Source organism: Streptomyces sp. NPDC001890 (assembly GCF_042891445.1).
Lineage (GTDB): Bacteria > Actinomycetota > Actinomycetes > Streptomycetales > Streptomycetaceae > Streptomyces.
This window is the reverse complement of record NZ_JBIATE010000007.1, coordinates 42,134-66,187: the sequence shown is the minus strand read 5'-3', so window position 1 is coordinate 66,187 and position 24,054 is coordinate 42,134. Positions and strand designations below refer to the sequence as shown.

At 71.5% G+C, this 24,054-nt stretch carries 24 protein-coding genes; 10 read left to right on the top strand and 14 right to left on the bottom strand.

Annotated elements, in window-relative coordinates; all coding sequences use genetic code 11:
• Window positions 1-11: 11 nt before the first annotated feature.
• Window positions 12-2,087 carry an N-acetylmuramoyl-L-alanine amidase gene (locus ACFYY1_RS19775; RefSeq protein WP_388587548.1) on the bottom strand — a complete coding sequence of 692 codons (2,076 nt, stop codon included), beginning with the start codon at window positions 2,085-2,087 and terminating at the stop codon, window positions 12-14.
• Between the two features lie 437 nt (window positions 2,088-2,524).
• Here ACFYY1_RS19775 and ACFYY1_RS19770 point away from each other — a divergent pair, with 437 nt between their 5' ends.
• Together ACFYY1_RS19770 and ACFYY1_RS19765 are read left to right on the top strand one after the other, a co-directional pair.
• Complete coding sequence (locus ACFYY1_RS19770; RefSeq protein ID WP_388587060.1) at window positions 2,525-3,019, top strand: hypothetical protein; 495 nt, start codon at window positions 2,525-2,527, stop codon at window positions 3,017-3,019.
• 133 nt (window positions 3,020-3,152) lie between these two features.
• Window positions 3,153-5,129, top strand: a complete 1,977-nt coding sequence (locus tag ACFYY1_RS19765) for a serine/threonine-protein kinase (RefSeq protein ID WP_388587057.1) — start codon at window positions 3,153-3,155, stop codon at window positions 5,127-5,129.
• 95 nt (window positions 5,130-5,224) lie between these two features.
• On the opposite strand, the gene ACFYY1_RS19760 is transcribed toward ACFYY1_RS19765, so the two are convergent.
• Together ACFYY1_RS19760 and ACFYY1_RS19755 are read right to left on the bottom strand one after the other, a co-directional pair.
• Window positions 5,225-5,503 carry a type II toxin-antitoxin system RelE/ParE family toxin gene (locus ACFYY1_RS19760; RefSeq protein ID WP_388587054.1) on the bottom strand — a complete coding sequence of 93 codons (279 nt, stop codon included), beginning with the start codon at window positions 5,501-5,503 and terminating at the stop codon, window positions 5,225-5,227.
• Window positions 5,504-5,507: 4 nt separating this feature from the next.
• Window positions 5,508-5,786: a type II toxin-antitoxin system Phd/YefM family antitoxin gene (locus tag ACFYY1_RS19755; protein ID WP_388587051.1), complete on the bottom strand. Its 279-nt coding sequence runs from the start codon at window positions 5,784-5,786 to the stop codon at window positions 5,508-5,510.
• An 87-nt stretch (window positions 5,787-5,873) separates the two neighbouring features.
• Here ACFYY1_RS19755 and ACFYY1_RS19750 point away from each other — a divergent pair, with 87 nt between their 5' ends.
• From ACFYY1_RS19750 to ACFYY1_RS19740, 3 genes are all read left to right on the top strand, one after another.
• Window positions 5,874-6,491, top strand: coding sequence for a hypothetical protein (locus ACFYY1_RS19750; RefSeq protein ID WP_388587049.1), 618 nt, complete (start codon window positions 5,874-5,876; stop codon window positions 6,489-6,491).
• Between the two features lie 78 nt (window positions 6,492-6,569).
• Window positions 6,570-7,154: an isochorismatase family protein gene (locus tag ACFYY1_RS19745; protein WP_388587046.1), complete on the top strand. Its 585-nt coding sequence runs from the start codon at window positions 6,570-6,572 to the stop codon at window positions 7,152-7,154.
• Window positions 7,155-7,274: 120 nt separating this feature from the next.
• Window positions 7,275-7,925, top strand: coding sequence for a hypothetical protein (locus ACFYY1_RS19740; RefSeq protein ID WP_388587043.1), 651 nt, complete (start codon window positions 7,275-7,277; stop codon window positions 7,923-7,925).
• Between the two features lie 76 nt (window positions 7,926-8,001).
• Here the strand turns inward: ACFYY1_RS19740 and ACFYY1_RS19735 are convergent, their stop codons facing one another.
• Window positions 8,002-8,757, bottom strand: coding sequence for a class I SAM-dependent methyltransferase (locus tag ACFYY1_RS19735; protein ID WP_388587041.1), 756 nt, complete (start codon window positions 8,755-8,757; stop codon window positions 8,002-8,004).
• A gap of 378 nt (window positions 8,758-9,135) precedes the next feature.
• On the opposite strand from ACFYY1_RS19735, the gene ACFYY1_RS19730 reads away from it, so the two are divergent.
• Both ACFYY1_RS19730 and ACFYY1_RS19725 read left to right on the top strand, forming a co-directional pair.
• Window positions 9,136-9,726 carry a TetR/AcrR family transcriptional regulator gene (locus ACFYY1_RS19730; protein WP_388587547.1) on the top strand — a complete coding sequence of 197 codons (591 nt, stop codon included), beginning with the start codon at window positions 9,136-9,138 and terminating at the stop codon, window positions 9,724-9,726.
• Window positions 9,727-9,773: 47 nt separating this feature from the next.
• A complete protein-coding gene (locus tag ACFYY1_RS19725) occupies window positions 9,774-10,403 on the top strand; it encodes a helix-turn-helix domain-containing protein (RefSeq protein WP_388587038.1) in 630 nt (209 codons plus the stop codon).
• A gap of 4 nt (window positions 10,404-10,407) precedes the next feature.
• Here the strand turns inward: ACFYY1_RS19725 and ACFYY1_RS19720 are convergent, their stop codons facing one another.
• Both ACFYY1_RS19720 and ACFYY1_RS19715 read right to left on the bottom strand, forming a co-directional pair.
• Entirely contained in the window at window positions 10,408-11,037 is a 630-nt protein-coding gene (locus ACFYY1_RS19720; protein ID WP_388587036.1) for a histidine phosphatase family protein, read from the bottom strand.
• Window positions 11,038-11,059: 22 nt separating this feature from the next.
• Complete coding sequence (locus ACFYY1_RS19715; RefSeq protein ID WP_388587034.1) at window positions 11,060-11,746, bottom strand: GDSL-type esterase/lipase family protein; 687 nt, start codon at window positions 11,744-11,746, stop codon at window positions 11,060-11,062.
• 58 nt (window positions 11,747-11,804) lie between these two features.
• Between ACFYY1_RS19715 and ACFYY1_RS19710 the strand changes: the two genes are divergently transcribed.
• Window positions 11,805-12,806, top strand: coding sequence for a WD40 repeat domain-containing protein (locus ACFYY1_RS19710; RefSeq protein ID WP_388587032.1), 1,002 nt, complete (start codon window positions 11,805-11,807; stop codon window positions 12,804-12,806).
• 90 nt (window positions 12,807-12,896) lie between these two features.
• On the top strand, window positions 12,897-13,301 hold the full coding sequence (locus ACFYY1_RS19705) for a DUF4259 domain-containing protein (protein WP_388587029.1): 405 nt from the start codon (window positions 12,897-12,899) through the stop codon (window positions 13,299-13,301).
• On the opposite strand, the gene ACFYY1_RS19700 is transcribed toward ACFYY1_RS19705, so the two are convergent.
• The 8 genes from ACFYY1_RS19700 to ACFYY1_RS19665 form a co-directional block, all read right to left on the bottom strand.
• A complete protein-coding gene (locus tag ACFYY1_RS19700) occupies window positions 13,302-13,913 on the bottom strand; it encodes a Uma2 family endonuclease (RefSeq protein WP_388587026.1) in 612 nt (203 codons plus the stop codon).
• 147 nt (window positions 13,914-14,060) lie between these two features.
• Window positions 14,061-15,179, bottom strand: a complete 1,119-nt coding sequence (gene serC, locus ACFYY1_RS19695) for a phosphoserine transaminase (protein ID WP_388587024.1) — start codon at window positions 15,177-15,179, stop codon at window positions 14,061-14,063.
• 96 nt (window positions 15,180-15,275) lie between these two features.
• The gene (locus ACFYY1_RS19690; RefSeq protein WP_388587022.1) at window positions 15,276-16,484 is read right to left on the bottom strand and encodes a cytochrome P450; all 1,209 of its coding nucleotides are present in this window, start codon (window positions 16,482-16,484) and stop codon (window positions 15,276-15,278) included.
• Window positions 16,481-17,761, bottom strand: coding sequence for a cytochrome P450 (locus ACFYY1_RS19685; protein WP_388587020.1), 1,281 nt, complete (start codon window positions 17,759-17,761; stop codon window positions 16,481-16,483). Before ACFYY1_RS19685 ends, ACFYY1_RS19690 begins: the two co-directional genes overlap by 4 nt.
• Window positions 17,758-18,411: an ATP/GTP-binding protein gene (locus ACFYY1_RS19680; RefSeq protein WP_388587019.1), complete on the bottom strand. Its 654-nt coding sequence runs from the start codon at window positions 18,409-18,411 to the stop codon at window positions 17,758-17,760. Before ACFYY1_RS19680 ends, ACFYY1_RS19685 begins: the two co-directional genes overlap by 4 nt.
• Entirely contained in the window at window positions 18,392-18,757 is a 366-nt protein-coding gene (locus tag ACFYY1_RS19675) for a DUF742 domain-containing protein (RefSeq protein WP_388587017.1), read from the bottom strand. The genes ACFYY1_RS19680 and ACFYY1_RS19675 overlap by 20 nt, the downstream gene beginning before the upstream one ends.
• On the bottom strand, window positions 18,754-19,191 hold the full coding sequence (locus ACFYY1_RS19670) for a roadblock/LC7 domain-containing protein (RefSeq protein ID WP_388587016.1): 438 nt from the start codon (window positions 19,189-19,191) through the stop codon (window positions 18,754-18,756). The genes ACFYY1_RS19675 and ACFYY1_RS19670 overlap by 4 nt, the downstream gene beginning before the upstream one ends.
• On the bottom strand, window positions 19,188-20,732 hold the full coding sequence (locus ACFYY1_RS19665) for a sensor histidine kinase (protein WP_388587014.1): 1,545 nt from the start codon (window positions 20,730-20,732) through the stop codon (window positions 19,188-19,190). Before ACFYY1_RS19665 ends, ACFYY1_RS19670 begins: the two co-directional genes overlap by 4 nt.
• A 294-nt stretch (window positions 20,733-21,026) precedes the next feature.
• Between ACFYY1_RS19665 and ACFYY1_RS19660 the strand changes: the two genes are divergently transcribed.
• Entirely contained in the window at window positions 21,027-23,960 is a 2,934-nt protein-coding gene (locus ACFYY1_RS19660; protein WP_388587012.1) for an FAD-binding and (Fe-S)-binding domain-containing protein, read from the top strand.
• Window positions 23,961-24,054: the final 94 nt, after the last annotated feature.

Here is a 24,054-nt window from a genome sequence, read left to right as displayed (position 1 = left end):
CATGGTGCGGACTACTTCAGGTACACGATGCCGTCGGTGGTGACCGTCGGCCGGCCGGAGGTGGCGACGACGACGATCTTGACGGTGTGCTTGGCACTGGACGACCAGCTCTTCGTCCACAGCGCGTCACGGTACTTGGTGGTGCTGGACTTCAGATCCACCGTGGACACCTTCACCCCGTCCACATAGACGTACGCCTGGCCGGAGGTGGTCGCCCGGGACGCCACCAGGGCGACCGAGCGGCCGGTGAACGTCCAGCTCAGCGAAGCGCCCTTCGACGAGCTGGAGTACGACTTGCCGCCGAGGTAGCTCGACGAGGACCGCGTCGTCCACGTACCGGACTTCGTCGCCGAGCTCTCCTGCACGATGACCGGCGTACCGGCGACCGAGGCGGTGGCGGTGTTGCCCGCCCGGTCGTACGCCTTCATGGACCAGGTGGTCGCCACCCCGGACTTGGCGGTGTGCGAGGCGCTGGTGGTCGTCGGGCCGTAGGTCTTGGCGACTGGTGCGGTGAGCCGGACCTCCTTGAGCGAAGCGGCGTCGGTGGCCTTCCACTTCAGGGTGAGCGGGACGGCCGTGGTGTTCACCGTGCCGGTGCGCAGCGCCAGGTTCGGCTTGGTGGAGAACGTGGGCGCCGTCTGCTCGGCGACCACGGTGGCCGCCGCCGACGTGGTGACCTTGCCCGACTGGTGGGTGGCGCGGACCTGCACCTGGTGGGTGCCGAGGGCGAGGGTGGCCGGCGCGGAGGTGGCGGTGCCCGCGGTGGTGGCCACGGACTTGCCGTCGACGAGCAGCTCGTACTTGGAGATGAACGCGCTCGGGGTGCTCGCCGACCAGCCCACGGTGATCGCGGACCTGGTGTAGTACGTCGTGCCCGAGAGCCCGGCGCCGGTCACCGACTTGACGGCCAGCCCGGTGACGGGGCCCGCGGCGAGATCGCGGATCGACTTCAGCTGCCCGTACAGCATGGTGCCGGGGCACTGGGTGTTGAAGCCGTCGCGGTGCCCGGAGATCTGCTTGAAGGAGTACTTCGTACCGGCGGTGAACTTCGTGCCGAAGTAGTTGCTGCCGGTGGCGCCCGCGGTGAGCATGGTGCTGCCCGCCGGGTCGCCCTGGTACTGGCCGAGCTTCCACGCGGCGACCCGGGCCACCGCCGTGGTCACCGCGCTGGGCGCGGTCGCGTCCGTGTACGTGCCGATGACCGCGATACCGGCCGACTCCCGGTTGAAGCCGTAGGTGTGCGCGCCGAACACCGGCCGGTCCACACCGCCCTTACGGCCCTCGAAGACAGTCCCGCACTTGTCGACCAGGAAGTTGTAGCCGATGTCCTTCCACTTCTCGCTCAGGACGTGGTACGCGTACAGGCTCCGCACCACCGCCGCGGAGTCGGCGCAGGAGTAGTTGTTGCTCCCCGCGGTGTGGTGGACGAACACGGCCTTGACGCCGTCCAGGTACTCCGGCGCCTCCGGGCTGATCGACTCGTCGGCACTCCAGCCGGCCCGCGAGACGATCGGCGGCTTCGGCACGGTCGACGGCGGCGCGGGCGGCAGGGTCTCGGCCGGGGAGGAGCTGGGCGACGCCGAGGGGCTCGGGCTCGCCGGGGGAGTGGGCTCCTCGGTGGCCGGTTCGGACGGGGCCGGTGACGCCGGTTCGGACGGCGTGGGCTCGGCGGGCGGTTCCGTGCCGTCGCCCGGCGTGGCCGCCGGTTCGGACGGGACCGGGTCCGTCGGGTCGGTGGAGGGTGTGGCCGACGGGTCCTCGGCGGGCAGATCGGCCGCGAAGGCGGCCGGTTCCGCGGCGGGCGAGCCGCCCCGGCCCGGGTCCACGGTGTTCAGCCGCAGCCCCGCGGGCAGCTTCGCGGAGACCTTGCCGCCCGCGTTGATCCGTACCTCCACACCGTTCGATGGCCCCACCCAGCGGGGCTCGGTGCTCCCTCGTACGCCGGACCGGCCGGTCTCCGTACGCCCGTCCAGGTCGGTTTCGAGCGGCACCCAGGACGTCCAGTTCCCGCTGGTCGCAGACTTGGTGCGGACCTCCACGGCTCCGGTGACCCTGGCCGCCGGGTCGGTCCAGGTGATGCCCAGCATGCTGAACGGCGCGGTGTCCCGCTTGCCCAGGACGGCGGACGTGCCGTCGTCGCCGACCTTCAGCGAGGTGGCGCGCACATCGGTCTTCGGCGGGCCGGACTTGGCGTCGGTGTCCACCGAGGAGTTGCCCGTCACCCCCTCGAAGACCAGGACACCGGCGACGGCCGCGGTCGCCACGGCGGCCGTGACCCAGATTCTTCGCTTCGAGAAGGGCTGATTGGTGATTCTGCGCTTCGATCTCAAGTCGTACCCCAAGGATCGTCTTCGTTGTTCGTTGCCATGAACCGCTGGGGCAGGCGACGGCACAGGTCACAGGTGACCGGTGGGGGGTACGAGTGCCGGCGCGCGCATACAGCGGAAGCACAGCTTCGCATGCCGGTGGGACAGTCCGGCACCGCCCCCGGGCACTGCCCCCGGCCGGGCGTAGCCTGGCTGCCGTGACTTCCGTACCGCGCGTTCTCGCCGTACTCGACGAGCTGCTCCGCGACGCGACCCCCGACCGGCGCGGGGCCCTGTGGCAACTGGCCGAGCAGGGCCGCGAATTGGACGCCAACCTGGTACGCCTTCCGCCCGGCGGCGAGGTGGGTGAGCACCAGGAGGACGTGCTCGACGTCCTCCTGGTCGTCGTCGCGGGCGACGGCCGGATCGACGCGGGGGGCGAATCGCTGGAGCTGACCCCCACCACCGTCGTCTGGCTGCCCCGCACCTCCCGCCGCGCCCTCGTGGCCGGCCCTGGCGGCCTCACCTTCCTGACCGTCCACCGACGCCGCCCCGGCCTCACCATCAAGTCCGCGGCCGCCCCGGCACTCTCGTACGAGGGCGGGGAGGCGCCCTGCATGCTGGACCTGGTCTGCCCGGGGTGCGGCGGCCTCTCGCGGGACCCGGAGCCGGTGTTCTGCAGCCGGTGCGGGGAGCGGTTCACGGACGGGTGATGGGCACGGCGGACGGAGACGGCGCCGGTCCGGAAGGCGCTCCTGAAGTGACCGAATCACAAGTGCTGCGAGCCGCTTCGGGGTATGACCGAGCGTCTAGTCTGTTGCCTCCATGTAGTCCACAGGGGGTCGCATGCACAGCGAGGGTACGGACGGTCGCGATGCGGACCACGGGCAGTCGTGGCCGGAGACCGAGCCGGCGTCGGAGCCGTCCCGGTCGCCGGAACAAGCGGCGGCCCCCGCACCGCACCATGTGATCGACGGACGTTACGAGTTGCTGCGCAGCCTCGGGCGCGGTGGCATGGGCGAGGTCTGGGAGGCCCTGGACACCCGCCTGGGCCGGCGTGTCGCGGTGAAGGGTCTGCTCGGCCGGTACCCCGCGGGGGCGGCCACGCAGGAGCAGATGATGCAGCGGGCCCGGCGGGAGGCCGCGGCCATCGCCAAGATCAAGCATCCCAACGTGGTGTCGGTGCACGACCGGGTCGAGTCCGGCAAACAGGTCTGGATCGTGATGGACCTGCTCGACGCGCGTTCCCTGGCGGACCTGATGCGCACCGAGCACCGGCTGCCGGTGCGGCGGACGGCCGCGATCGGCCTCCAGGTGCTGAGCGGGCTCCGGGAGGTCCACAAGGAGGGGGTGGTCCACCGCGATGTGAAGCCGGCCAACATCCTCTTCGGCAAGGAGGACTTCGCGATCCTGGCGGACTTCGGGATCGCGACCTTCGACGGTGCCGCCCCGCTCACCAGGGCCGGTGAGCTCATCGGCACGTACAAGTACCTGGCGCCCGAGCTGCTCGCCCCGACGGCGCAGAAGAGCACCGCGACACCCGCCTCCGACCTGTGGTCGCTGGGCGTCACGCTGTACGAGATGGTCGAGGGCAGGCACCCCTTCGACCGGCCGAACGGGCACGAGGTCCTGTTCGCCGCCTGCCAGTACGACCCCCTGCCGATGGAGCACGGCGGGGAGCTGGCCGAGGTCGTGGAGCGGCTGATGCACAAGGATCCGCGCCGCCGGCTGAGCGCCGGGAGCGCGGAGGAGATGCTCCGGAGCATCCTCCGCGACTCCGCCGCCAAGCCGGACCCGGTGCCGGTACCCGTCCCGGTACCTGCCCCTGCGCCCGAGCCCGTGCCCGTGCCCGTACCTCCTCAGGCATCGCCCGTGCCGCCCCGGCGGCCGAAGAAGGGCGTCCCGCGATGGCAGAAGCTCTCGGCGGTCGCGGTGTGCGCCGCGTTGGTGGCCGGTCTCGGATGGTTCGCCGTGGACCGGATGCAGGGGGACGGTACGTCGGAGGCGGGCGGCCGTCCGGGCGGCGGGTCCCCGGCCGCCCCGTACATCAGGACGCACCCGGTCCTGAAGGTGGGCGTCAAGGCCGATCAGCCCGGACTGAGCGAGAAGACCAGGAACGGCACGTACCGCGGGTACGAGATCGACGTCGCCCATGCCATCGCGCGCGACATGGGCTACAGCCGTGACCAGGTCACCTTCGAGCCCGTGAGCAGCGAGAACCGGAGCACGATACTGCAGAAGGGCGATGTGGATCTGGTCATCGCCACCTACAGCATCACGGAGGAGCGCAAGCACGCGAAGGCGCCCGACTACAGCGTCGCGTTCGCCGGGCCGTACTACGTGGCCAGCCGGAGCTTCATGGTCCGCAAGAAGGCGAAGGCGGGGGCGATCGACGACTCCCGGATGCTGCGCAACAAGCAGTTCGAGGTGTGCACCGCCAGGAGTTCGACGTACGAGTCATGGCTGCCCAAGGCGGGCTACAACATGACGGAGTCGCTGCCGAACGGCTACGACCGTTGCGTGCGCGACCTGTTGGACCCGGCGTCGTCGGTCTACGCGGTGAGCACGGACGACGTCATCCTCGCCGGCTTCGTCAAGGACAAGCCCACCGAGCTGAAGCGGCTGGACAGCGGTCCGGGTGCGGAGGGCTACGGCGTCGCCATGAAGCCGGACGAGAAGGGGCTGAAGAGGGAGGTGTGTTCGGCACTGAAGAAGATCATGACCGACGGTGTCTGGGAGCAGCTGTACGCCGACCACCTCGCCCCCCTGCTGAACCGGGCGAGCCCGCCGAACAAGCCGAAGCTGGCGGAATGCCCGTCCTGACGTCCTGATCCACGGACCGGTTCAGCGGTCGACCGCCCAGGCCGCGCCGGCCGGGGCGGCCTGGGCGGTGGCCCTTCGGGGGCCGTCGGCTGCTGTCACCGACCGCGGTAGACCTCGCGGCGGTGTCCGACCGTCAGCACCCAGAGGATCAGCCGGCCGTCCTCGATCGTGTAGACGGCGCGGTAGTCGCCGATTCTCAGCCGCCAGCGATCGGAATGACCCTGGAGCGCCTTGATGTCGAAGGCCGTGGTGTCGCCTGTGTCCAGTGCCTTCTGAAGCTCGCTGAGCCGGATGAGGATGCGCAGCGCGTCCTGGCGGGGAACTTTCAGCAGGTCCCGTTGTGCGTGCGAGGTGAATCGCGTGACGTGTCCCATCCGGTCAGGGCGCCGATCGCAGGAGTGCGGCCATTTCCTCCATGGAGACCGAACCTTCCAGACCCTCGGACTCGGCTTCGTCGGCCAGTCGGTTCAGCCACTCGTCCTCTTGCTGTTCGGCGGCCTGCTTCAGGCGCAGGTACTCGTCGATATCGACCAGCACGGCTTCGCGCCTGCCGCGGCGCGTGATGATCGTCGGGGTGTCGTCCCGGTGTGCACGGTCTATGGCATCGGCGAGGTGACGGCGAACCTCCGCCATGGATTCGATGACAGGCTCACTCATGTTGCGAATGTATCAGATGTACATCTGTTACGCGATGCGCAGGCGCAACCGCGACGGCGGCCCGGCCGTGGCCGGTAGCCTCGCGCCATGGGGGTCGACATAACGGTGCTGATCACCGACTGGTCATGGCTGGGCGAAGTGCCGCCGCGCGAGCGGCTGTCCCGGCTGGAGAACGCCTGGGACGCCGACGAGACAGGGCTGTGGGACCACGACGCCCCGGAGGTCGACGGCGACTGGAAGTGGCCGCGGGGGACGAACAGCGATCGCTTCGCCGTCTACGAGTTCCTGCACACCCTGGGCTCGTACAAGCCGCACTTCTGGGCCACGCACCGCTGGGACCACGTCCGGGAGCACGCCGATCCGCTGGTGCGGGCCGAGCTGGACAGCTTCCTGCTCGGGTTGGTCTGGGACGGCGTGGACGGAGAGTCGAGGCGGATGGACCTGGACTTCTTCGCCGGTGACCAGCAAGGCACGTACGGCCTGATGGTCGCCCGGTCACCGCAGGGCGTCCGGGAGCTGGTCGCGACCTGGGAGGGCGTACGGCCGCGGCTCGAAGGGCTGCGCGAGGCGTTCGACGAGCACGCCGCGGTGCCCGACGGCTGGATCGCCGACTTCGACGCGTTCGCCCGGCTGCTGGCGGAGTGGGGACACGTCCTCACCGAAGCGGCCCGGCGGGGCTGGGGCGTCGTGGGGCTGAGGGCCTAGCGCGGGACGGCGGTCGGCCCTGCGCCAGGGCTCCAAAACAGGTGGAGGCGCACCGGCGCCGGCGGACATGATGGCGGCATGAGCGATCGCGCACTTCCCGTACAGGCACTGCTCGTCGTGGACGTCCAGGCGGACGCGGTCGTCGGTGAACGGGCGGTGCCCGGGGCGGACCGGCTCGTGGACCGGACGGCGGGGCTGATCGCGCGGGCACGCAGGAGCGGGGCGCTCGTCGTCCATGTGCAGAACGACGGGCGGCCCGGGGCGGGGGACGAGCCGGGGACACCCGGCTGGGAGCTGCACCACCGCGTCGACGCCTCGGACACGGAGGTCGTCGTCCGCAAGCTCAGGGACGACGGGTTCCACGGCACGCCGCTGGGTGGCCTGTTGAGGGACTCGGGGGTGCGGGCGCTCGCCGTCTGCGGGGTGATGTCCGAGATGTGCGTACAGGCGACGGCCCGTACGGCGCTGGAGCTGGGGTACCGGGTCGTCATGCCGCACGACGCGCACGCGACGCACGACATCCCGGCCGCGCCGGGGATCAGCGGCCCCGTCCCGGCCGCCATGGTCTCGCGGGTCGCCGAATGGGCACTCGGCAGCGATCTGGAGGTCGTGGCGCGCGCCGCCGACGTGGAATTCGTTGCGCCGGTCCCGCATAGGAGCTGAATGCGCCGGAGCGGGAACCACGGTGCCCGGTCCTGTCGTCATCACGCGCGCGCCACCATGCGCGGGCCACGCCGAGTGCTTGTGCGGGCCGCGCCACATACCCGAACTCCAAGGAGCAGCATGAGAGTCAACGGCAGCACGCACCCCCACGGCGGCAGCCGAAGCAGCAGTGTTTCCCCCGCGCGACGCGGCTCTCGCAAGGCTCTTCTGAACGGCTCGAAGGCGGTGCTGGCCGTCGCGCTCGTCCTGGGGGCGGCCACCGCCTGCAACAAGTCGTCGAGCGACGGGACCCACGAGGCCAAGGACTGGAAGGTCGGCGACTGCGCCGGGCCCGACAGCAGCAAGAAGGACGCCTACCAGCCGCTGGACTGCGACGACTCCAAGGCGACGCTCAAGGCCCTGGAGATCAAGGACGGCGCCATGTTCGCCGACTCCATCCAGTGCCCGGCCGGCACGGACGCGATCATCTCGGTGAAGGTCTCCTTCGGTTCCGGCAACGCAAGCGCCGGCATACCCAGCAAGACCATCTGCGGCCGCAACCTGAGCGGCGACCACCCCGGTGACGCCGGTGCGGGCGGCGGGCAGCTGGTGAAGGGCGACTGCGTGAACGACCAGGCCAAGGAGGTCGCCTGCGCCGGTGGCGGCGCCGGTGTGAGCAAGGTGCTCGACCTGACGAAGACCGCCGAGGAATGCCCGTCCGGCAGTGAGCCGCTGGAGCTGTTCCCGAGCCCGGGACGGCCGTACGACGCCATCTGCACCGGCAAGGCCTGACCGTACGGAACAACCCCGCGGCAGGTGAAGCACGCGCTTCACCGGCCGCGGTTTCCTGATGCCGGGTCCGGGCGGGTCAGGCGGGCCGGCGGAACAGGGCCGTCCAGAGGAAGGGTTCACCGAAGAGCGGGGAGCCGGACGGCTCGTCGTGCATCCGGCGGAGCTCGATCTCCGTCAGGCCGGAGAAGATCCGGCGCAACGACTCGGGCGTGTAGGCGAGTCCGCCCTGGAGCCCGCCCTGGAGTCCGCCCCGCTCGTAGAACGCCTCGTCGGGGAGTTCGGAGCCCATGCCGCCCTCGCCGGACGCGAAGCAGGCGAGGGCGAAACCGCCGCCGGGGGCGAGGACCCGGTCGAGCAGGGCGAGGTAGCTGATGCGGCGGTGCGGCGGCAGGTGGTGGAAGAAGCCGGAGTCGTGGACCAGGTCGTAAGGGCCGGTCAGCGTCGGTTCCGTCGCCACGAGTTCGAAGACGTCGCCGTGGTGGAACCGGACGTCCGCCCCCGCCTCGCGGGCGCGCTCCGCCGCCCGCGCGAGGGCCGACGCGGACAGGTCCACCGCGTCGACCTCGAAGCCCAGGGACGCCAGATGGACGGCGTTGCGGCCGGGCCCGCAGCCGAGTTCCAGGACGCGGCCCGGGGTGATCAGCCCGCGCTCGGCGTACGAGACGAGGTGCTCGTCCGGCTTCGCCGCGAAGAACGGCACGGGCCTCTCCCCGTCCGCGTAGAAGCCGTCCCACCAGGAGCCCGCTTCGGCCGTCCACCGGTCGGCGTCCCGTGCGAACAGGCCGTCCATGAGCCGCAGTACGTCATCCGTCGAGCGTATGTTCCGGTCCATGGGGACCCCCTTTCCACCTGGGGAAATCGTAGATTCGCAAGGCGGCGCAGCCCAGTTGGGCAGAGCCCGGCGAAACCTCCCGGCGGCGGCCTTGCGGGCGGGCGGGGCGGGGCCGACAACCCCGCGCACACGGTCCCGCCACGGGGGCGGGGGCGCCTGCGCCGAGGCGTGAAGGGGCAGTTCTCGCGCCCCCCGAGGGTTGTTTCTTGGGGAGTTCCGGAGGCGGGGGACCCCGGGAAGTGATGGAGTCCTCAGTGCGTGGCGGACCCACCACCGACCGAGGGGAGCGGGAAGAGTGGGGGCAGCGGTACGGACGACGAAGGAGGACCGATGGCGGGTGTCGTGGCGAGCCGGCGGAACGGGGCGGTCGGGCCGCCCATGGAGCTCCTGGGAGCACGGGACCGACTCCTGCGGGCGGGGCGCGAGTTGTTCGGCGCCTACGGGTACGCGCACACCGGCGTCGAGGAGTTGTGCGCCCGCGCGAAGGTGCCCACCCATGTCTTCCATCAGGAGTTCCTCTCCCGGGAAGTGCTGCTGATGGCGCTCTACGACGAGGTGGCGACGTACGGGCTGCGCGCGGCCGAGAACGCACTGATGGCGGAGGGCATGGAGGACTGCCCGACGACGGAACGGACCCGGCGGCTCTTCGAGGCCTACGTGAGGGCGGTCACCGAGGACAAGTGCGCGGCCAGGGTGGCCTTCGTCGAGGTGCTCGGGGTGAGCCGGGAGGTGGACAACCACCTCCAGACCTGGCGGGCGATGTGGATCGAGTTCCTGACGTCCGAGGCCGAGCGGGCCGTGCGTCGGGGCGAGGCGGTGGCCAGGGACCACAAGGTCACCGTCACGGTGCTCAACCACGCGGTGGACGAGCTCATGGCCCACCACGGCCGCCGGCCCCGCCAGGTCGACGCAGAGTGGCTGACCGACGAGCTGACCCGGCTCTCGCTGTCCATGATCCTTTCGTCCTGACGCGTCCGGTCGCCGCGTCGGCCGCCGGTGGGGACATGATGGGGCCCATGGCAGACGGCGCGGAGCACACGGAACGACCGGACGACGACGAGATCACGACCGTCCTGACAGGCGTCGGCCCACGCCTGCGGGCCCTGCGCCAGGAACGCGGCACGACCCTGGCGCAGCTCAGCGAGACGACCGGGATCTCGCTGAGCACCCTCTCGCGCCTGGAGTCCGGCGGCCGCAAGCCCACGCTCGAACTGCTGCTGCCGCTGGCCAAGGCGTACGGGGTCCAGCTGGACGAGCTGGTCGGCGCCCCGGACACCGGTGACCCGCGCGTCCACTTCCGCCCCTTCGTCCGCGACGGCATGACGTTCGTGCCGCTCACCCGGCACCTGGGCGGGCTGCACGCGTACAAGCAGATCCTGCCGGGCGGCCGGGGGGCCACGGGGCCGCTGGAGCAGCGGGTGCACGAGGGCTACGAGTGGCTGTACGTACTGGCGGGGCGGCTGCGGCTGCTGCTGGGCGAGCACGATCTGGTGCTCACCGCCGGTGAGGTCGCCGAGTTCGACACGCGTACGCCGCACGCGTGGGCGAGCGCCGGGCCCGATCCGGTCGAATTCCTCAGCCTGTTCGGGCAGCAGGGGGAGCGGATGCACGTACGGGCCCGGCCCTCCTCGAACGAAAGGCCCTGAGGGCTCAGACCCGGAGTTCCGGCGGGAAACCCGTCCAGCACAGCTCGTCGGGCAGATGCCGCATGTCGTTGGAGACCAGGACCGACGCCGGGCGGCCCGGGGCGTAGCGGATCACCGTCAGCGAGGCATTGCCGTGGTTGAGGCCGAGCCAGCGCCACTTCGGCGCGTCCATGGCGTCCCGCATCAGCCAGGACACCAGGAAGCTGTGGGTGACGACGACTTCGTGGACGTCCTCGTCGCCCTCCGGCGGGCCGGTGAGCTCGGTCAGGGCCCGGCTTGCCAACTCCGGCCCCCGCAGCCGCTCTTCGGCGGTGCACGGTTCCAGGAACCGCATGAAGCGGTCGGCGCTGTCGGCGGGCAGCTCCGCCCGGTCCGGGAAGTGCGGAACGTAGTCGTCGGCCGTCTCGGCGACCTGGACGGGGACGCCGTCGAGCTGTTCGCCGATCAGCTTCGCCGTCTCGGCGGCCCGGGTCAGCGGGCCGTGGCGCACCACCGAGATCGGGTGCTCGCGCAGCCGCCGGCCGAGCAGCTGGGCCTGGTGGCGGCCGGCCTCCGTCAGCGCGCTGCCGTCGTCCTCCCCCGCCGCCTCGCCGTGCCGGACGAGATAGAGGTACCGGCTTGCCGTTCCTGTCATGTCAGTGCCCTTTCGTGACGGTTCACGGCCGGGGAGCGTACGGGCCGCCCAGCCCCCACGCCTGATGCATCGCGTCGGCGAACGCACCTGCCAGCGCGTGCTCGCCGGTCGGACCGGGATGCGTACCGTCGTAGGTGTCGTCGTGGATGTCGTACCCCGGGGGGCGGGAGGCCAGCAGGACCGGGGACATCGGGTCGTCGAGGTCGGCGACGGCCTTCGCCAGGAGTTCGTTGAAGCGGTCGCACTCGGCGGCGAACGGGGCGTCCGACTCGGCCCGGATGTTCGGTATCACGGGCATGAGGACCATCTTGACGTGCGGGTTGGCGGTGCGCGCCGCCGCGATGAACGCCCGTGCGTTCAGGGTGGTCTGGTCGCTGTCCGTGTAGAACCCGAGGTCTATCAGGCCGAGCGAGACGAGCAGGACGTCCGTGCCGTGCCCGGCCACCGTGTCGGCGATCACCGGGGCCATGTGCAGCCAGCCCTCGCCCCAGCCGGCCAGATGGGCGCGGGCCCCGGCGGGGAATTCCGGTGCGCCGTACTCGTGACTGACGGGGGCGCCCGCCACCGTGTCGTACAGCGCGCTGCGCGGCCCGACGATCGCGAACGGCGCACCGAGGGTGGAGGTGAGGTGCTGCCACATCCGGTAGCGCCAGGTGAAGTCGCCGGCGCAGCCGATGGTCATGGAATCGCCGACAAACGTGAACCGCATGGCGTCATCATCGCGGATCATTCCTGCCGCCTGCGACGTGACGATGGACACTTGCGCCATGCGTTCGTACCTGACTGTGTCCGGAGCCGCCGCGCTGCTCCTCCTGTTCGCCGGAGCGACCCCGGCGGTGGCCGACGACGGGGCCGACCGGAGCTTCACGATCGAGGACCCCCGGATCACCGAGTCCAGCGGCCTCGCCGCGAGCCGTGCCCACCCCGGCATCTATTGGACGCACAACGACAGCGACGACGGGCCGTACGTCTACGCCGTCGACTCCCGGACCGGGAAGACCGTCGCGACCATCACCATGAAGGGGGTGGGCGAGCCCCGTGACGTGGAGGCCATCTCGCTGGGACCGGACGGCGATCTGTACGTCGGTGACATCGGCGACAACCTGAACGGCAGCTGGGACCACGTCTGGATCTACCGCTTCCCGGAGCCGAAGGAACTGAAGGACGCGACGGTCCGGGCCACCCAGTTCGACGTGAAGTACGCGGACGGCCCGCGCAACGCCGAGGCGCTGATGGTCCACCCGAAGACCGGACGCGTCTACATCGCGTCGAAGAACGAGGACGGCGGCGGGCTGTACGAGGGCCCCGAGAAGCTGACCACCGGCGCCGCCAATGTCTTCCGGCGGGTGGGGGAGGTGCCGTGGGTGACGGACGGGGCGTTCTCGCCGGACGGCAAGCAGCTGGTGCTGCGCTCCTACTTCAGCGCCCGGGGCTACGCCTTCGAGAACGGCAGGCTCGGCGCCGACCACGCGGTTTCGGCCCCGCTCCAGGGGCAGGCGGAGTCCGTGACGTACACGGCGGACGGCTCGGCGCTGATGTTCGGCTCGGAGGGGGAGCGGAGCGATGTGGAGCGGGTGGACGTGGAGGGCGGCGGGGGCAATGGCGGTGGCGGGCAGTCGCCGTCCAAGGGCGGCGACTCGTCGGCCTCGTCCGCCGGGGCGGGGAGCGGGGGCCCGGGGGACGTGAAGGGGACGACCCTGACCGGGGTGCTCGTGCTCGCCGGAATCGGATTCCTGGTGTTCATGGGGCGGCGCCGGAAGGGCAACTGAGGGAGTGGACCCCGGGCGTTGTCAGTGGTGGATGTGAGAGTGGACCACGCACGGACAGCGCGTACGGACAGCACTTGCGGAGGGCACCTCATGGGCACTTGGGACACCGGCCATTTCGACAACGACAGCGCCGCCGACTTCTCCGGCGCGGTCGACGACAAGCCGGAGGCTGAGCGGGAAGCGGTGATCCGTGACGCGTTGACCGACGCGATCGAGGCGGGGTACCTGGACAGCGACGAGGGCGCTCCCGCCGTCGCGGCGGCCGCGCTGGTCGCCTCCCAGTGCCCCGGCGGTGAGCCGGTGACCACCCCGTACGGCCCCGACAACCCGCTGCCCGTCCTGGCGGCGGACCTGCGCCCTCTCGCGGTGAAGGCCCTCGACGCGGTGCTGGGCGAGAATTCGGAGCTGCGCGAGCTGTGGGAGGACGCGGGGGACAAGGAGTGGGCCCCGGGCATAGCCCGGCTCCGGGAGGTGCTGGTGGCGGCGGCCGGGTGATCAGGCGCGGGGGCGGCCGGCCCGGATGAGCTCGTCGACGTCGAGGGTCACCGGGGCGCCGATCGACTCGGGGAGGGTGACGGTCTGCCCCGGGGCGTACACCTCGTGATTGTCGTAACCGCCGCCCATGGGCTCGGTCAGGACGTGCACCCGCCCGTGCCTGCGGTCGACGATCACATACACCGGGATCTTGGCCTCGGCGTAGGTGACCACCTTGTTGCGCAGGTCGCTCCGGTAGTTGCTGGAGGTGACCTCCAGGACGAGGCGGAAGACGGCGGGGTCGTAGCAGTTGTTCTCGATCAGGTGCTCGTCGAGATCCGCGTCGACGACCGACAGGTCGGGGATGGCGTAGTCCTCGGGGCCGCCGGGGAGCCACAGGCCGATTCCTTGGAGGACGCGGGTCTCCTGGCCGTGAAGGCCGGCGGCCAGGAAAGGAATCATGAGCGTGGTCAGCGCGTTGGCATGCGAGCCGTCCGGGGGTGGGGCCACGGTGATGACGCCTCCGATGATCTCGACACGGCAACCCGGGTTCTGCTCCGCGAGCCTGTTGGCCATTGCGAGCAGCGGTTCCGGCTCACCGTCACAGGGGTGCTCGACTGCTGCTGCAGACATTGCGGGCCTCCTGAAGGGGTGATGTCGAGGTCATCATCGTAGGCCGATCCGGTCGCCAAAGCCCGAAAGCCGTTCCGCCACCCGACCGAGTGAACGACGAAGGGCCCCGCGCAGACGGCGCGGAGCCCTTCCTCGTACGGGTACGCGTTACAGCTTCTCGATCACGTAGTCGATGCAGGCGGTCAGCGCCTGGACGTCCGACGGGTCGATCGCCGGGAACATCGCCACGCGCAGCTGGTTGCGGCCCAGTTTGCGGTACGGCTCGGTGTCGACGATGCCGTTGGCGCGCAGGGCCTTGGCGACGGCGGCGGCGTCGATCTCGTCCGCGAAGTCGATCGTGCCGATGACCTGCGAGCGCTTCGCCGGGTCGGTGACGAACGGGGTCGCGTACTTCGACTCCTCGGCCCAGCCGTACAGGTTCTGCGCCGAGGCGGCCGTGCGGCCGGTGGTGAAGTCCAGGCCGCCCTGGGTGTTCATCCAGGTCAGCTGCTCGTTCAGGAGGAACAGCGTGGCCAGGGCCGGGGTGTTGTACGTCTGGTTCTTCAGGGAGTTGTCGATCGCCGTGGGCAGCGAGAAGAACTCCGGGATGTGCCGGCCCGAGGCGTGGACGCGCGCGGCGCGCTCCAGGGCCGCCGGGGAGAAGACGCCGATCCACAGGCCGCCGTCGGAGGCGAAGGACTTCTGCGGGGCGAAGTAGTAGACGTCCGACTCGGTGATGTCGACCGGCAGGCCGCCCGCGCCGGAGGTGGCGTCCACCAGGACCAGGGCGCCCTCGTCGGCGCCCGCGACGCGCTTCACCGGAGCGGCGACACCGGTGGAGGTCTCGTTGTGCGTGAAGGCGTACACGTCGACGCCGGCCTCGGCCCGCGGGTCCGGGTGGGTGCCCGGGTCGGAGGCGATCACGGTGGGGTCGGCCAGCCACGGGGCGAGCTTGGCGGCCTTCGCGAACTTCGACGAGAACTCGCCGAAGTTGAGGTGCTGGGACTTCGTCTCGATGAGTCCGTGCGTCGCGATGTCCCAGAAGGCGGTGGAGCCGCCGTTGCCCAGGATCACCTCGTAGCCCTCGGGGAGGGAGAAGAGGTCGCGCACGCCCTGACGCACCGCGCCGACCAGGTTCTTGACCGGGGCCTGGCGGTGGGACGTACCGAGAAGAGACGTGCCGGTGGCGGCGAGCGCGTCGAGCGCCTCCGTCCGCACCTTGGAAGGACCGGCGCCGAAGCGTCCGTCGGCGGGCTTGAGGTCAGCGGGAATCTGGATATCGGCCACGAACCGGAGCGTAGTGCCTCCCGGACACGGCCGAGCACCGTGTCCGTCGGATGAGACACCCGCGCCGGTCCGTGGACGGCGTACGGGGAGTGCCGGTCAGCCCAGCTCCATCGGCAGCTCGTGCAGGTCGTTCTGGGTGACGATCGGCTTGTTCCGCAGCTCGGACGCGGGCACGGCGAGCTCCAGCTCCGGGAACCGCTCGTACAGCGCGGGCAGGGCCACACCCGCCTCCAGCCGGGAGAGCGCGGCACCCGGGCAGACGTGCGGGCCGTGGCCGAACGCGATGTGGCGGTTGGGGGAGCGGGTGATGTCGAAGTCACCGGCCGTCGGACCGTGCTGCGCCTCGTCGCGGCCGAGCGCGCCGAAGGAGACGATCAGTGCCTCCCCCTTGGGCAGGACCTTGTCGCCGACCTGGACGTCCTCGGTGGCGAACCGGATCAGGACGTGCGACGTGGGAGTGTTCCAGCGCAGCGTCTCCTCGATCACGTTCTCCCACGGCACCTGGCCGCCGAGCACCTGCTCGCGCTGTTCGGGGTGGGTCTGGAGGGCGACGACCGCGTTCACGATCAGGCTGATCGTGGTCTCGTGACCGGCCGCGATGATCAGCTGGAGGGTGTTGACGATCTCCTCGTCGGTGAGCTGGTCACCGTTCTCGGAGGCCGCGATCAGGGCGCTGGTGAGGTCGTCGCCCGGGTTCTTCCGCTTGCCGTCGACGATCTTCGTGAAGAGCTCGCCGAGGTCCGCCATCATCTGCGGGACCTCCGCCGGCGGCGTCTGCGTCGAGAAGAACTTCTCGAACAGCTCCTTGAGCCGCGGGTGGTCCGCGCTGTCCACGCCCATCAGCTCGCTGATCACGTTCATCGGCAGCGGGTAGGCGAACTCCGCCTTCAGGTCGACCGGCTCGCCCTTCGGCAGCGCGGCCAGCCGGTCCAGGCTCGCCGTGGTCAGCGCCTCGATGCCGGCCCGCAGCCGCTCCACCCGCTTCACGGTCAGTGCCTGCGCGACCAGGGTGCGCAGCCGGCGGTGGTCGGCGCCGTCGACCGTCAGCATGGAGCGGCCCGGGTTGGCGAGGCCGATCAGCGGCCAGTCCATCGGTATCTCGCCGCGCTGCCAGGCGTTCCAGACGTCGATGTCCTTCACGATCCGGCTGTCGGTGAGCAGTTGCCGCGCCTCGGCGTGGTGGGTGACCGCGTAGCAGTGCACACCGCCGGGCAGTTCCACCTTGGCGAGCGGGCCCGCGGCGCGCAGTCGGGCGCTCTCGCCGTCGAGGTCGGTGACGAAGGGGTCGAGCGCGATCCGGGTCATCTCTGGCCTCCGGTGGCGGTTTCCGTGGTGGGGCCCAGGGCGGGAGTGGGCGTGAAGGTCAACGGCAGGTCGGTCAGGCCCCGCAGCCACGGGGAGGGGCGCCGGGTGAGCTGCTCGGCGGGGACGGCGAGGTCGATGTCCGGGAGCCGGTCGAGCAGTACCTCGATGCCGGTACGGGCGATGACCTCGGCGGTCTCCTGGGCGGTGAACGGGCAGCGGTGCTCGCCGTGGCCGAAGGAGAGGAACGCGTTGTTGCCGCCGGTCAGGGTGGAGCCGTCGGTGCGGACCTGCGGGTCGAAGTTGGCGGCGCCGATGCCCAGGATCAGCAGGTCGCCCGCCTGGATGTGCCGGCCGCCGAGGCGGGTGTCGCGCGAGGCCCAGCGGCCCGCCACGTTCTGCGTCGGGGTGTCCTCCCACAGGACCTCGTTCATGGCCTCGGCGACGCTGTGCCGGCCGCCCGACAGGGAGGCGGCGAACCGGTCGTCGGTGAGCATCAGCCGCAGCGAGTTGCCGATCCAGTCGGCGGTCGGCTGGTGGCCCGCGGCCATCATGACCATCAGGTCCTGGGCGACCTCCTCGTCGGTGAAGCCGCCGCGGTCGGCGAGCATCCGCGACGCGACGTCGTTGCCGGGCCGGGCGTGCTTGTCGGCCAGCAGCTGGAACATGGACGAGGCGAGGTGCTGCTGACCGGCCAGCGCCCGCTCCCGGCCGTCGATCATGTCGTTGAGCGAGCTGACGAGCGCGTGGGCGACGGTGTTGTCGAAGCCGTAGATCTTCGCCAGGACGAGGGCGGGCAGCAGCATCGCGTAGTCGGCGACGATCTCGGAGCTGCCGGTGGCGCAGAACCGGTCGATGAGACCGTCGGCGAACTCCTCCGCGTACCGCTTCAGGGCGAACGGGTCGACGGCCTCCAGCGCGTCGCTGATCATCGTGGCGCGCTCGGTGTGCCGGGGGCCGACCGTGTACAGGATCGACGGCTGCTTGCGGCCGATCATCGGCAGCAGCGGCCAGTCGTCGGGGATGCGGTCCCACTGGCTCCACAGTTCGGAGTCACGGCTGAACAGCACCGGGTCGCCGGTGACCTGGTGCAGTTCGCGGTAGCCGATCACGAGCCAGGCGGGGATGTCGCCGTCGAGGACGACCGGCGCCACGGACCCGTGGTCGCGGCGCATGTCCCGGTAGAGCCCGATCGGGTCGGTCTGGAACCGGGAGCCGGAGAGCGGCAGGCGGCCCTGGGAGACGGGGCAGCCGGAGGACGGTGCCGGGGGCTGGGTCACGGGGTGGGCTCCGGGGTCATCTCCGGCGCGATCTCCGGACGGGCGGCGGCGGAGCGGGCGGCGGCCCCGCCCTGGGAGAGGGTGTGGAGGTACTCGACCAGCGTGATCAGTACGTACTTGCTGGACGAACGGTCCCGGGCGTCGCACTCCACCAGCGGCACGTCGTCCGAGAGGGCGAGCGCCTCCCGTATCTGCTGCTCGGTGTGGAGCGGGCCGCCGAAGTCGTTGCAGGCCACGATGAACGGCGTGCCGTGGTGCTCCAGCCGGTCGATCGCGTACCAGGAGTCGGCGAGCCTGCGGGTGTCGACGAGCACGACGGCGCCGAGGGTGCCGGAGAACAGCCGGTCCCACAGGAACCAGAAGCGCTCCTGGCCGGGGGCGCCGAAGAGGTACAGCACGGAGCGTTCGTCGAGCGAGATCCGGCCGAAGTCGAAGGCGACGGTCGTGGACGTCTTCGACTGCACGCCGTCGAGGTGGTCGACGGCCTCGCCCGCGCGGGTCATGGTCTCTTCCGTGTTCAGCGGACGGATCTCGCTGACGGAGCGGACCATGGTGGTCTTGCCGACGCCGAAGCCGCCGACGACGACGATCTTCAGTCCGTTGTCGGCCGTCGCCCGCAGGGCGGCACGGTCAGAGGTTGCGGAGTCCAACGAGCACCTGTTCCAGGATGTCGGGGTCGGGGAGCCGGTCCGCGACACGGGCGGTTCGGGGGTGGCGGGCGCTGATCCGTCCGGTGTCCAGCAGATCGGACAGCATGATCCGGACGATGCTGACGGGCAGCCCGAGGCCCGCCGCGATCTCCACGACCGCGGTGGGCAGCCGGCACATCCGCAGGATCGTGACGTGCTCCGACTGCATGCCGGGGGCCGGCTCGCACTCGGAGACCACCAGCGTCACCAGGTCGAACGCGTCCGAGTCGGACCGGCTGCGCCCTCCGGTGAGGGTGTACAGCCGGTCCGGATCGTCGTCCCGGCCGGGGCGGCGGGGGCGGGTCATCCGGCCGCTTCGGCGTCGGTGACCTCGGAGGCCGAGGGGGAGCGGGGCGGGGCGCTGAGGTGCTCGCCGAGCTGCTCGACGAGCTCGCTCATGTTGTGGCCGATGAGGCCGACGTCGGAGTCCTCGGAGGCGACGACCGCGAGATGGGCGCCCGCGCCCGCCTCGACGATGAACAGCACGCCGCCGTAGAACTCGGCCATCGCGGACCGTACGCCGCCGGTGCCGTCACCGAACTCGACGGACGCGCCGTGCGACAGGCTCTGGATACCGGCCGAGATCGCGGCCAGCTGGTCGGCCTGGTCGACGGAGAGCTCGGGGGTGCGGCACAGCTTGAGGCCGTCCCGGGACAGGACGAGGGCGTGACGAGTGCCGGGGGTGCGCTCCAGGAGCCCCTCCAGCAGCCAGTTGAGCTTCTCGTCGGTGGTGGCGGTCATCGGGTGTTGCCTTCTTCCGGGTGCGGGGAGTTGGCCCGAACAGCCTGGCGGAAGCTGCTGAAGCGGGCGGCTTGTTCCTTGGGATCGGAGCTACGGGGCCGGGGGGACTCGGCGCCGTCGGTGTGGGCGTTCGCGCGGGCCTCGGCGGCGGCGAGGGTACGGCCGCGGGGGCGCTTGGGCAGGCCGCTCTCGCCGAACCGGGGGAGGTTGCCGGTGGTGTCGGAGGAGGGGTCGGCCGGGGCGGGGTCCACCGGGGCGGGGGTGGCCGGTTCGGTGGGGGCCGGTCCGGTGGGGGCCGGGGCGTGCTCGGCGTGCTGCGGGTGCTGGGCGTCGGCCGTGGCGGTCGCCGTCGTGGTGGCCGTGACCGCCGGCGCGGTGCCGTGCGAGGGTTCCGGTTCGGGGACCGGAGCGGGGACGGGGGTCCGGGTGAGGAGCTCCTGCGGGAGCATCATCAGGGCGCCCGTGCCGCCGCGCGCGGAGGGCCGGAACGAGACGGTGAGACCGTGCTTGCGGGCCAGCCGGCCGACGACGGCGAGGCCGAGCCGGGTGCCGGACAGCCCCGTCAGGTCCTGGTCGGTGGCCGACACCGCACGTTCGGCGCGGCGCAGCTGCACATCGCTCATGACCAGGCCGCTGTCCTCGACGGTCAGGACGATGCCGGCCGGCACCTCCTCGACGTACACATGGACCTCGGCCGTGGGCGGCGAGAAGTTGGCGGCGTTGTCGAGGAGCTCGGCGAGCGCGTGCATGACGCCCTCGGCGGCGTGCCCGGCGACCGCGACATCGCTGGTCGAGTGGAGCCGCACCCGCTGGTAGCCGCTGATCCGGCCCATCGCGCCGCGCAGGATCGACTCCATCACGATCGGCTTCGCCCAGCGCCGCCCGGAGCGGGCGCCGGTCAGCACGGCGATGGAGTCGGCGAGCCGGCCCGCCTGGGCGGTGCGGTGGTCCAGGTGGAGCAGATCGCCGAGCACGTCCTCGGCGGAGTGCCGGTGCTCCATCTCGCGCAGGTCGGCGAGCATGCTGGTGGCCAGGGCCTGCATTCGGCCCGCGGCGTTGGCGCAGGCGGCGACCGCGGCGGAGCGCTCGGTCTCGCTGCGGGTCGCACGGGCGCTGAGCCGCTGGTTCTCGGCGGTGAGCCGCTCGCTCTCGGCGACGGCCTGCGCGGTGATCCGGGCGGTCTCGGCCTCCGCCGCGGACCTGAGCCGAGCCGTCTCGGTGGCCGCGGCGGACTTGATCCGGGCGGTCTCGGCGGTGAACCGCTGGCCCTCGGCCGCCGAGGCGGAGACGAGGCGGCTGATATCCCCGGTGAACCGCTGGGTCTCCGAGGTCAGCCGGGCGCGCAGGCGGTTGGCGTTGGCGCGGGCCTGGACGGCGACGGCCACGGCGGCCGACAGCAGCACGGCGCCGGCACCCGCCCCCCAGGCCAGCTCGGTCCGTACCGAGTCGGGGGCGGCGACGGCCGCCCACAGGCACAGGGATCCGGTGACGGCCAGCGATATCAGCAGGGCCACTGCGGTCGGCCGGGATGAGGGGCTCAAAGGGGAGTCCTTGGGAGCGGACGGGAACGGACGGATCGGGCAAGCGGGACGAACTGAACCGCCCGGATCGGGGCAGTTCGGGACATCGGGACTGAACGCGGAAACTGGAGCTGACAATTCCAAGCTAAGTCCTGGTCACTATATGAGAATTGACGCTCTCTTTGGGAAGAGCTTGTGGCGTTCTTTGTTACGTATGTGACTACGCGTCCGACGTATTCCGACGTATTGACGTATTCAGGGGAAACGTGCGGCGCCGGGCGGCCGAGTGGCCCGATCAACGGCATCCTGGGCCGCATGGCCGCACAACAGAATCCGACGCAACGCGCCGAACTCGAACAGGCCCTGCGCACCGCGGTCCGCGGCGAGACCGACTTCGGCACCACCGCCCGCGCGTTGACGACGATGGACGCCTCCAACTACCGCCGCGTACCGCTCGGCGTCGTCTCCCCGCGCGACGCCGACGACGTGGCCGCCGCCCTCGCGGTCTGCCGCGCGCACGGGGTGCCCGTGGTGCCGCGCGGCGGCGGCACCTCCATCGCCGGGCAGGCCACCGGCACCGGCGTCGTACTCGATCTCACCCGCCACCTGCGCCGGATCGTCGACCTCGACCCCGTGTCCCGCACCGCCGTCGTCCAGCCCGGCGTGATCCTGGACGACCTGCGCGCCGCCGCCGCCCCGCACGGCCTCACCTTCGGCCCCGACCCGTCCACCCACAGCCGCTGCACGCTGGGCGGCATGATCGGCAACAACTCCTGCGGCGCGCACTCGGTCGCCTGGGGCACCACCGCCGACAACACGCACGCCCTGACCGTGACCCGCTACGGCGGCGACATCCTGCGCCTGGAACGCGGAGGAACCCCCGAGGCCCTGCCCGGCCTCCCCGAACTCATCCGCACCCACCTCGCCCTGCTCCGCACCGGTTTCCCCGAACTCCCGCGCCGCATCTCCGGATACGCCCTGGACGCCCTCCTGCCCGAGCGCGGCACCGATCTCGCCCGCGCCTTCTGCGGCAGCGAGGGAACGCTCGGCGTGGTGACGGAGGCGACCGTGCGACTGGTCGAGGCACCGGCCGCCCGCGCCCTCGCGGTCCTCGGCTACGCCGACGAGGCGGCGGCCGCCGAAGCCGCCCCCGGCCTGCTCCCGCACCACCCGCTCACCGTCGAGGGCATGGCCGCCGACCTCGTACGGGAACCGGCCGGGCTGCCGCGCGGCGGGGCCTGGCTCTTCGTCGAGACGGGTGGCGCCACCCCGGCCGAGGCGCGGGCGCACGCCGAGCGCGTCCTGCGAGCGGCCGACGCCCTGGACGGCACCGTCGTCACCGACCCCGCCGGGCAACGCGCCCTGTGGCGCATCCGCGAGGACGCCGCGGGCACCGCGACCCGGATGGCCGACGGCACCGAGGCGTGGCCCGGCTGGGAGGACTGCGCCGTACCGCCCGCCCGCCTCGGCCCGTACCTGCGCGACTTCCGCGCCCTGCTCGCCGAGCACGGACTGCGCGGCACCCCGTACGGCCACTTCGGCGACGGCTGCATCCACGTCCGGATCGACTTCGACCTGCTGAGCCCGCCGGGTGTGGCCCGCTTCCGCCGCTTCTCCGAGGAGCTCGCGGACCTGGTCGTCGCGCACGGCGGCTCCCTGAGCGGCGAACACGGCGACGGCCAGGCCCGCGCCGAACTGCTCCCGCGCATGTACGGCGACGAACTGGTGGCCCTCTTCTCCCGCTTCAAGGACATCTGGGACCCGGACGGCGGAATGAACCCCGGCATCCTCGCCCGCCCCGCCCGGCTCGACGAGAACCTCCGCTTCGCAGTGCTGCCGAAACGCCCGGTGGACGTCGCGTTCGGCTATCCGCACGACGGCGGCGACTTCTCGGCGGCGGTACGCCGCTGCGTGGGCGTCGCCAAATGCCGTACGCCGCAGCCGACGGGCATCGGTGTGATGTGCCCGTCCTTCCGGGCGACCGGCGAGGAGGCCCACTCCACCCGGGGCCGGGCCCGGCTGCTGCACGAGATGCTCGCGGGCGAGACGGGCGAGACGGGCGAGGCGGGCGAGGCGGGCGAGGCGGGCGAGGCGGGCGGCGCGTTCGACGGGGAGGGGGTGATCACGGACGGCTGGCGCTCGACGGAGGTACGGGACGCCCTCGATCTCTGCCTGTCCTGCAAGGGCTGCCGCAGCGACTGCCCGGTGGGCGTCGACATGGCCACGTACAAGGCCGAGTTCCTCCACCACCACTACCGGCGGCGACTGCGCCCGGCCGCGCACTACTCGATGGGCCGACTGCCGACATGGCTGCGCCTGTCCGCCCCGTTCGCCCCCGCCCTCAACGCCCTGGCCCGGATGCGCCCGCTCGCCGGCCTGGCCAAGCGGCTGGCGGGGATCGCCCCACAGCGCACGATTCCGGCACTGGCACGGCAGACGTTCACCCGGTGGCTCGGCCGGCACCGGGGCAGGGGGACGGCGACCTCCTCCGACGACCAGGTGGTCACCGTCTGGCCCGACACCTTCACCAACTACCTGTCACCCGAGGTGGGCCGGGCGGCGGTCCGGGTCCTGGAGTCGACGGGACGGACCGCCCTGCTGCCTGGCCGGGGGGTCTGCTGCGGCCTCACCTACGTGTCCACGGGCCAACTGGACAAGGCCCGCAAGGTCATGCGCCGCACCCTGGACCGGATGCGCCTCCTCCCGGGCGACCCACTGGTCGTCCTCGAACCGAGCTGCGCCGCCACCCTCCGCACCGACCTGCCCGAACTCCTCCCCGACGACCCGAGAGCCGCCGAACTGGCCGCTTCGGTAAGAACATTGGCCCAATACCTGGAGGAGTACGCCCCCGACTGGCAACCACCCCGCCTGAACCGCCCGGTCACCGGCCAGACCCACTGCCACCAGCACGCGGTACTGGGCGACGCGGCGGAACACCGACTGCGCGAACGGGCGAGCCTGACGGGCGAGTTGAGCGGAGGCTGCTGCGGCCTGGCTGGAAACTTCGGCTTCGAACGGGGCCACTGGGACGTATCGGTGGCCTGCGCGGAGGAGAGCCTGCTGCCCTCGGTGCGAGCATCGGAACCGGAAACGGCCTTCCTGGCGGACGGCTTCTCCTGCCGGACCCAACTGGAACAACTGGGCGGCGTACGGGCACGGCACCTGGCGGAACTGCTGGCGGAGGGCCTGGACGAGGACCTGACGGAGGGGGCGGGAGGGGGCGTCGGAGAGAGGCGCGACGAGGCATGACGCGTACCTGGTGACTCGACCCGAAGCCCGAGCTTCGGGAGCCGGGCTTCGAGCTTCGGGAAGGTCCTGTTCACTCCTTCGTGGGTACGGGAAG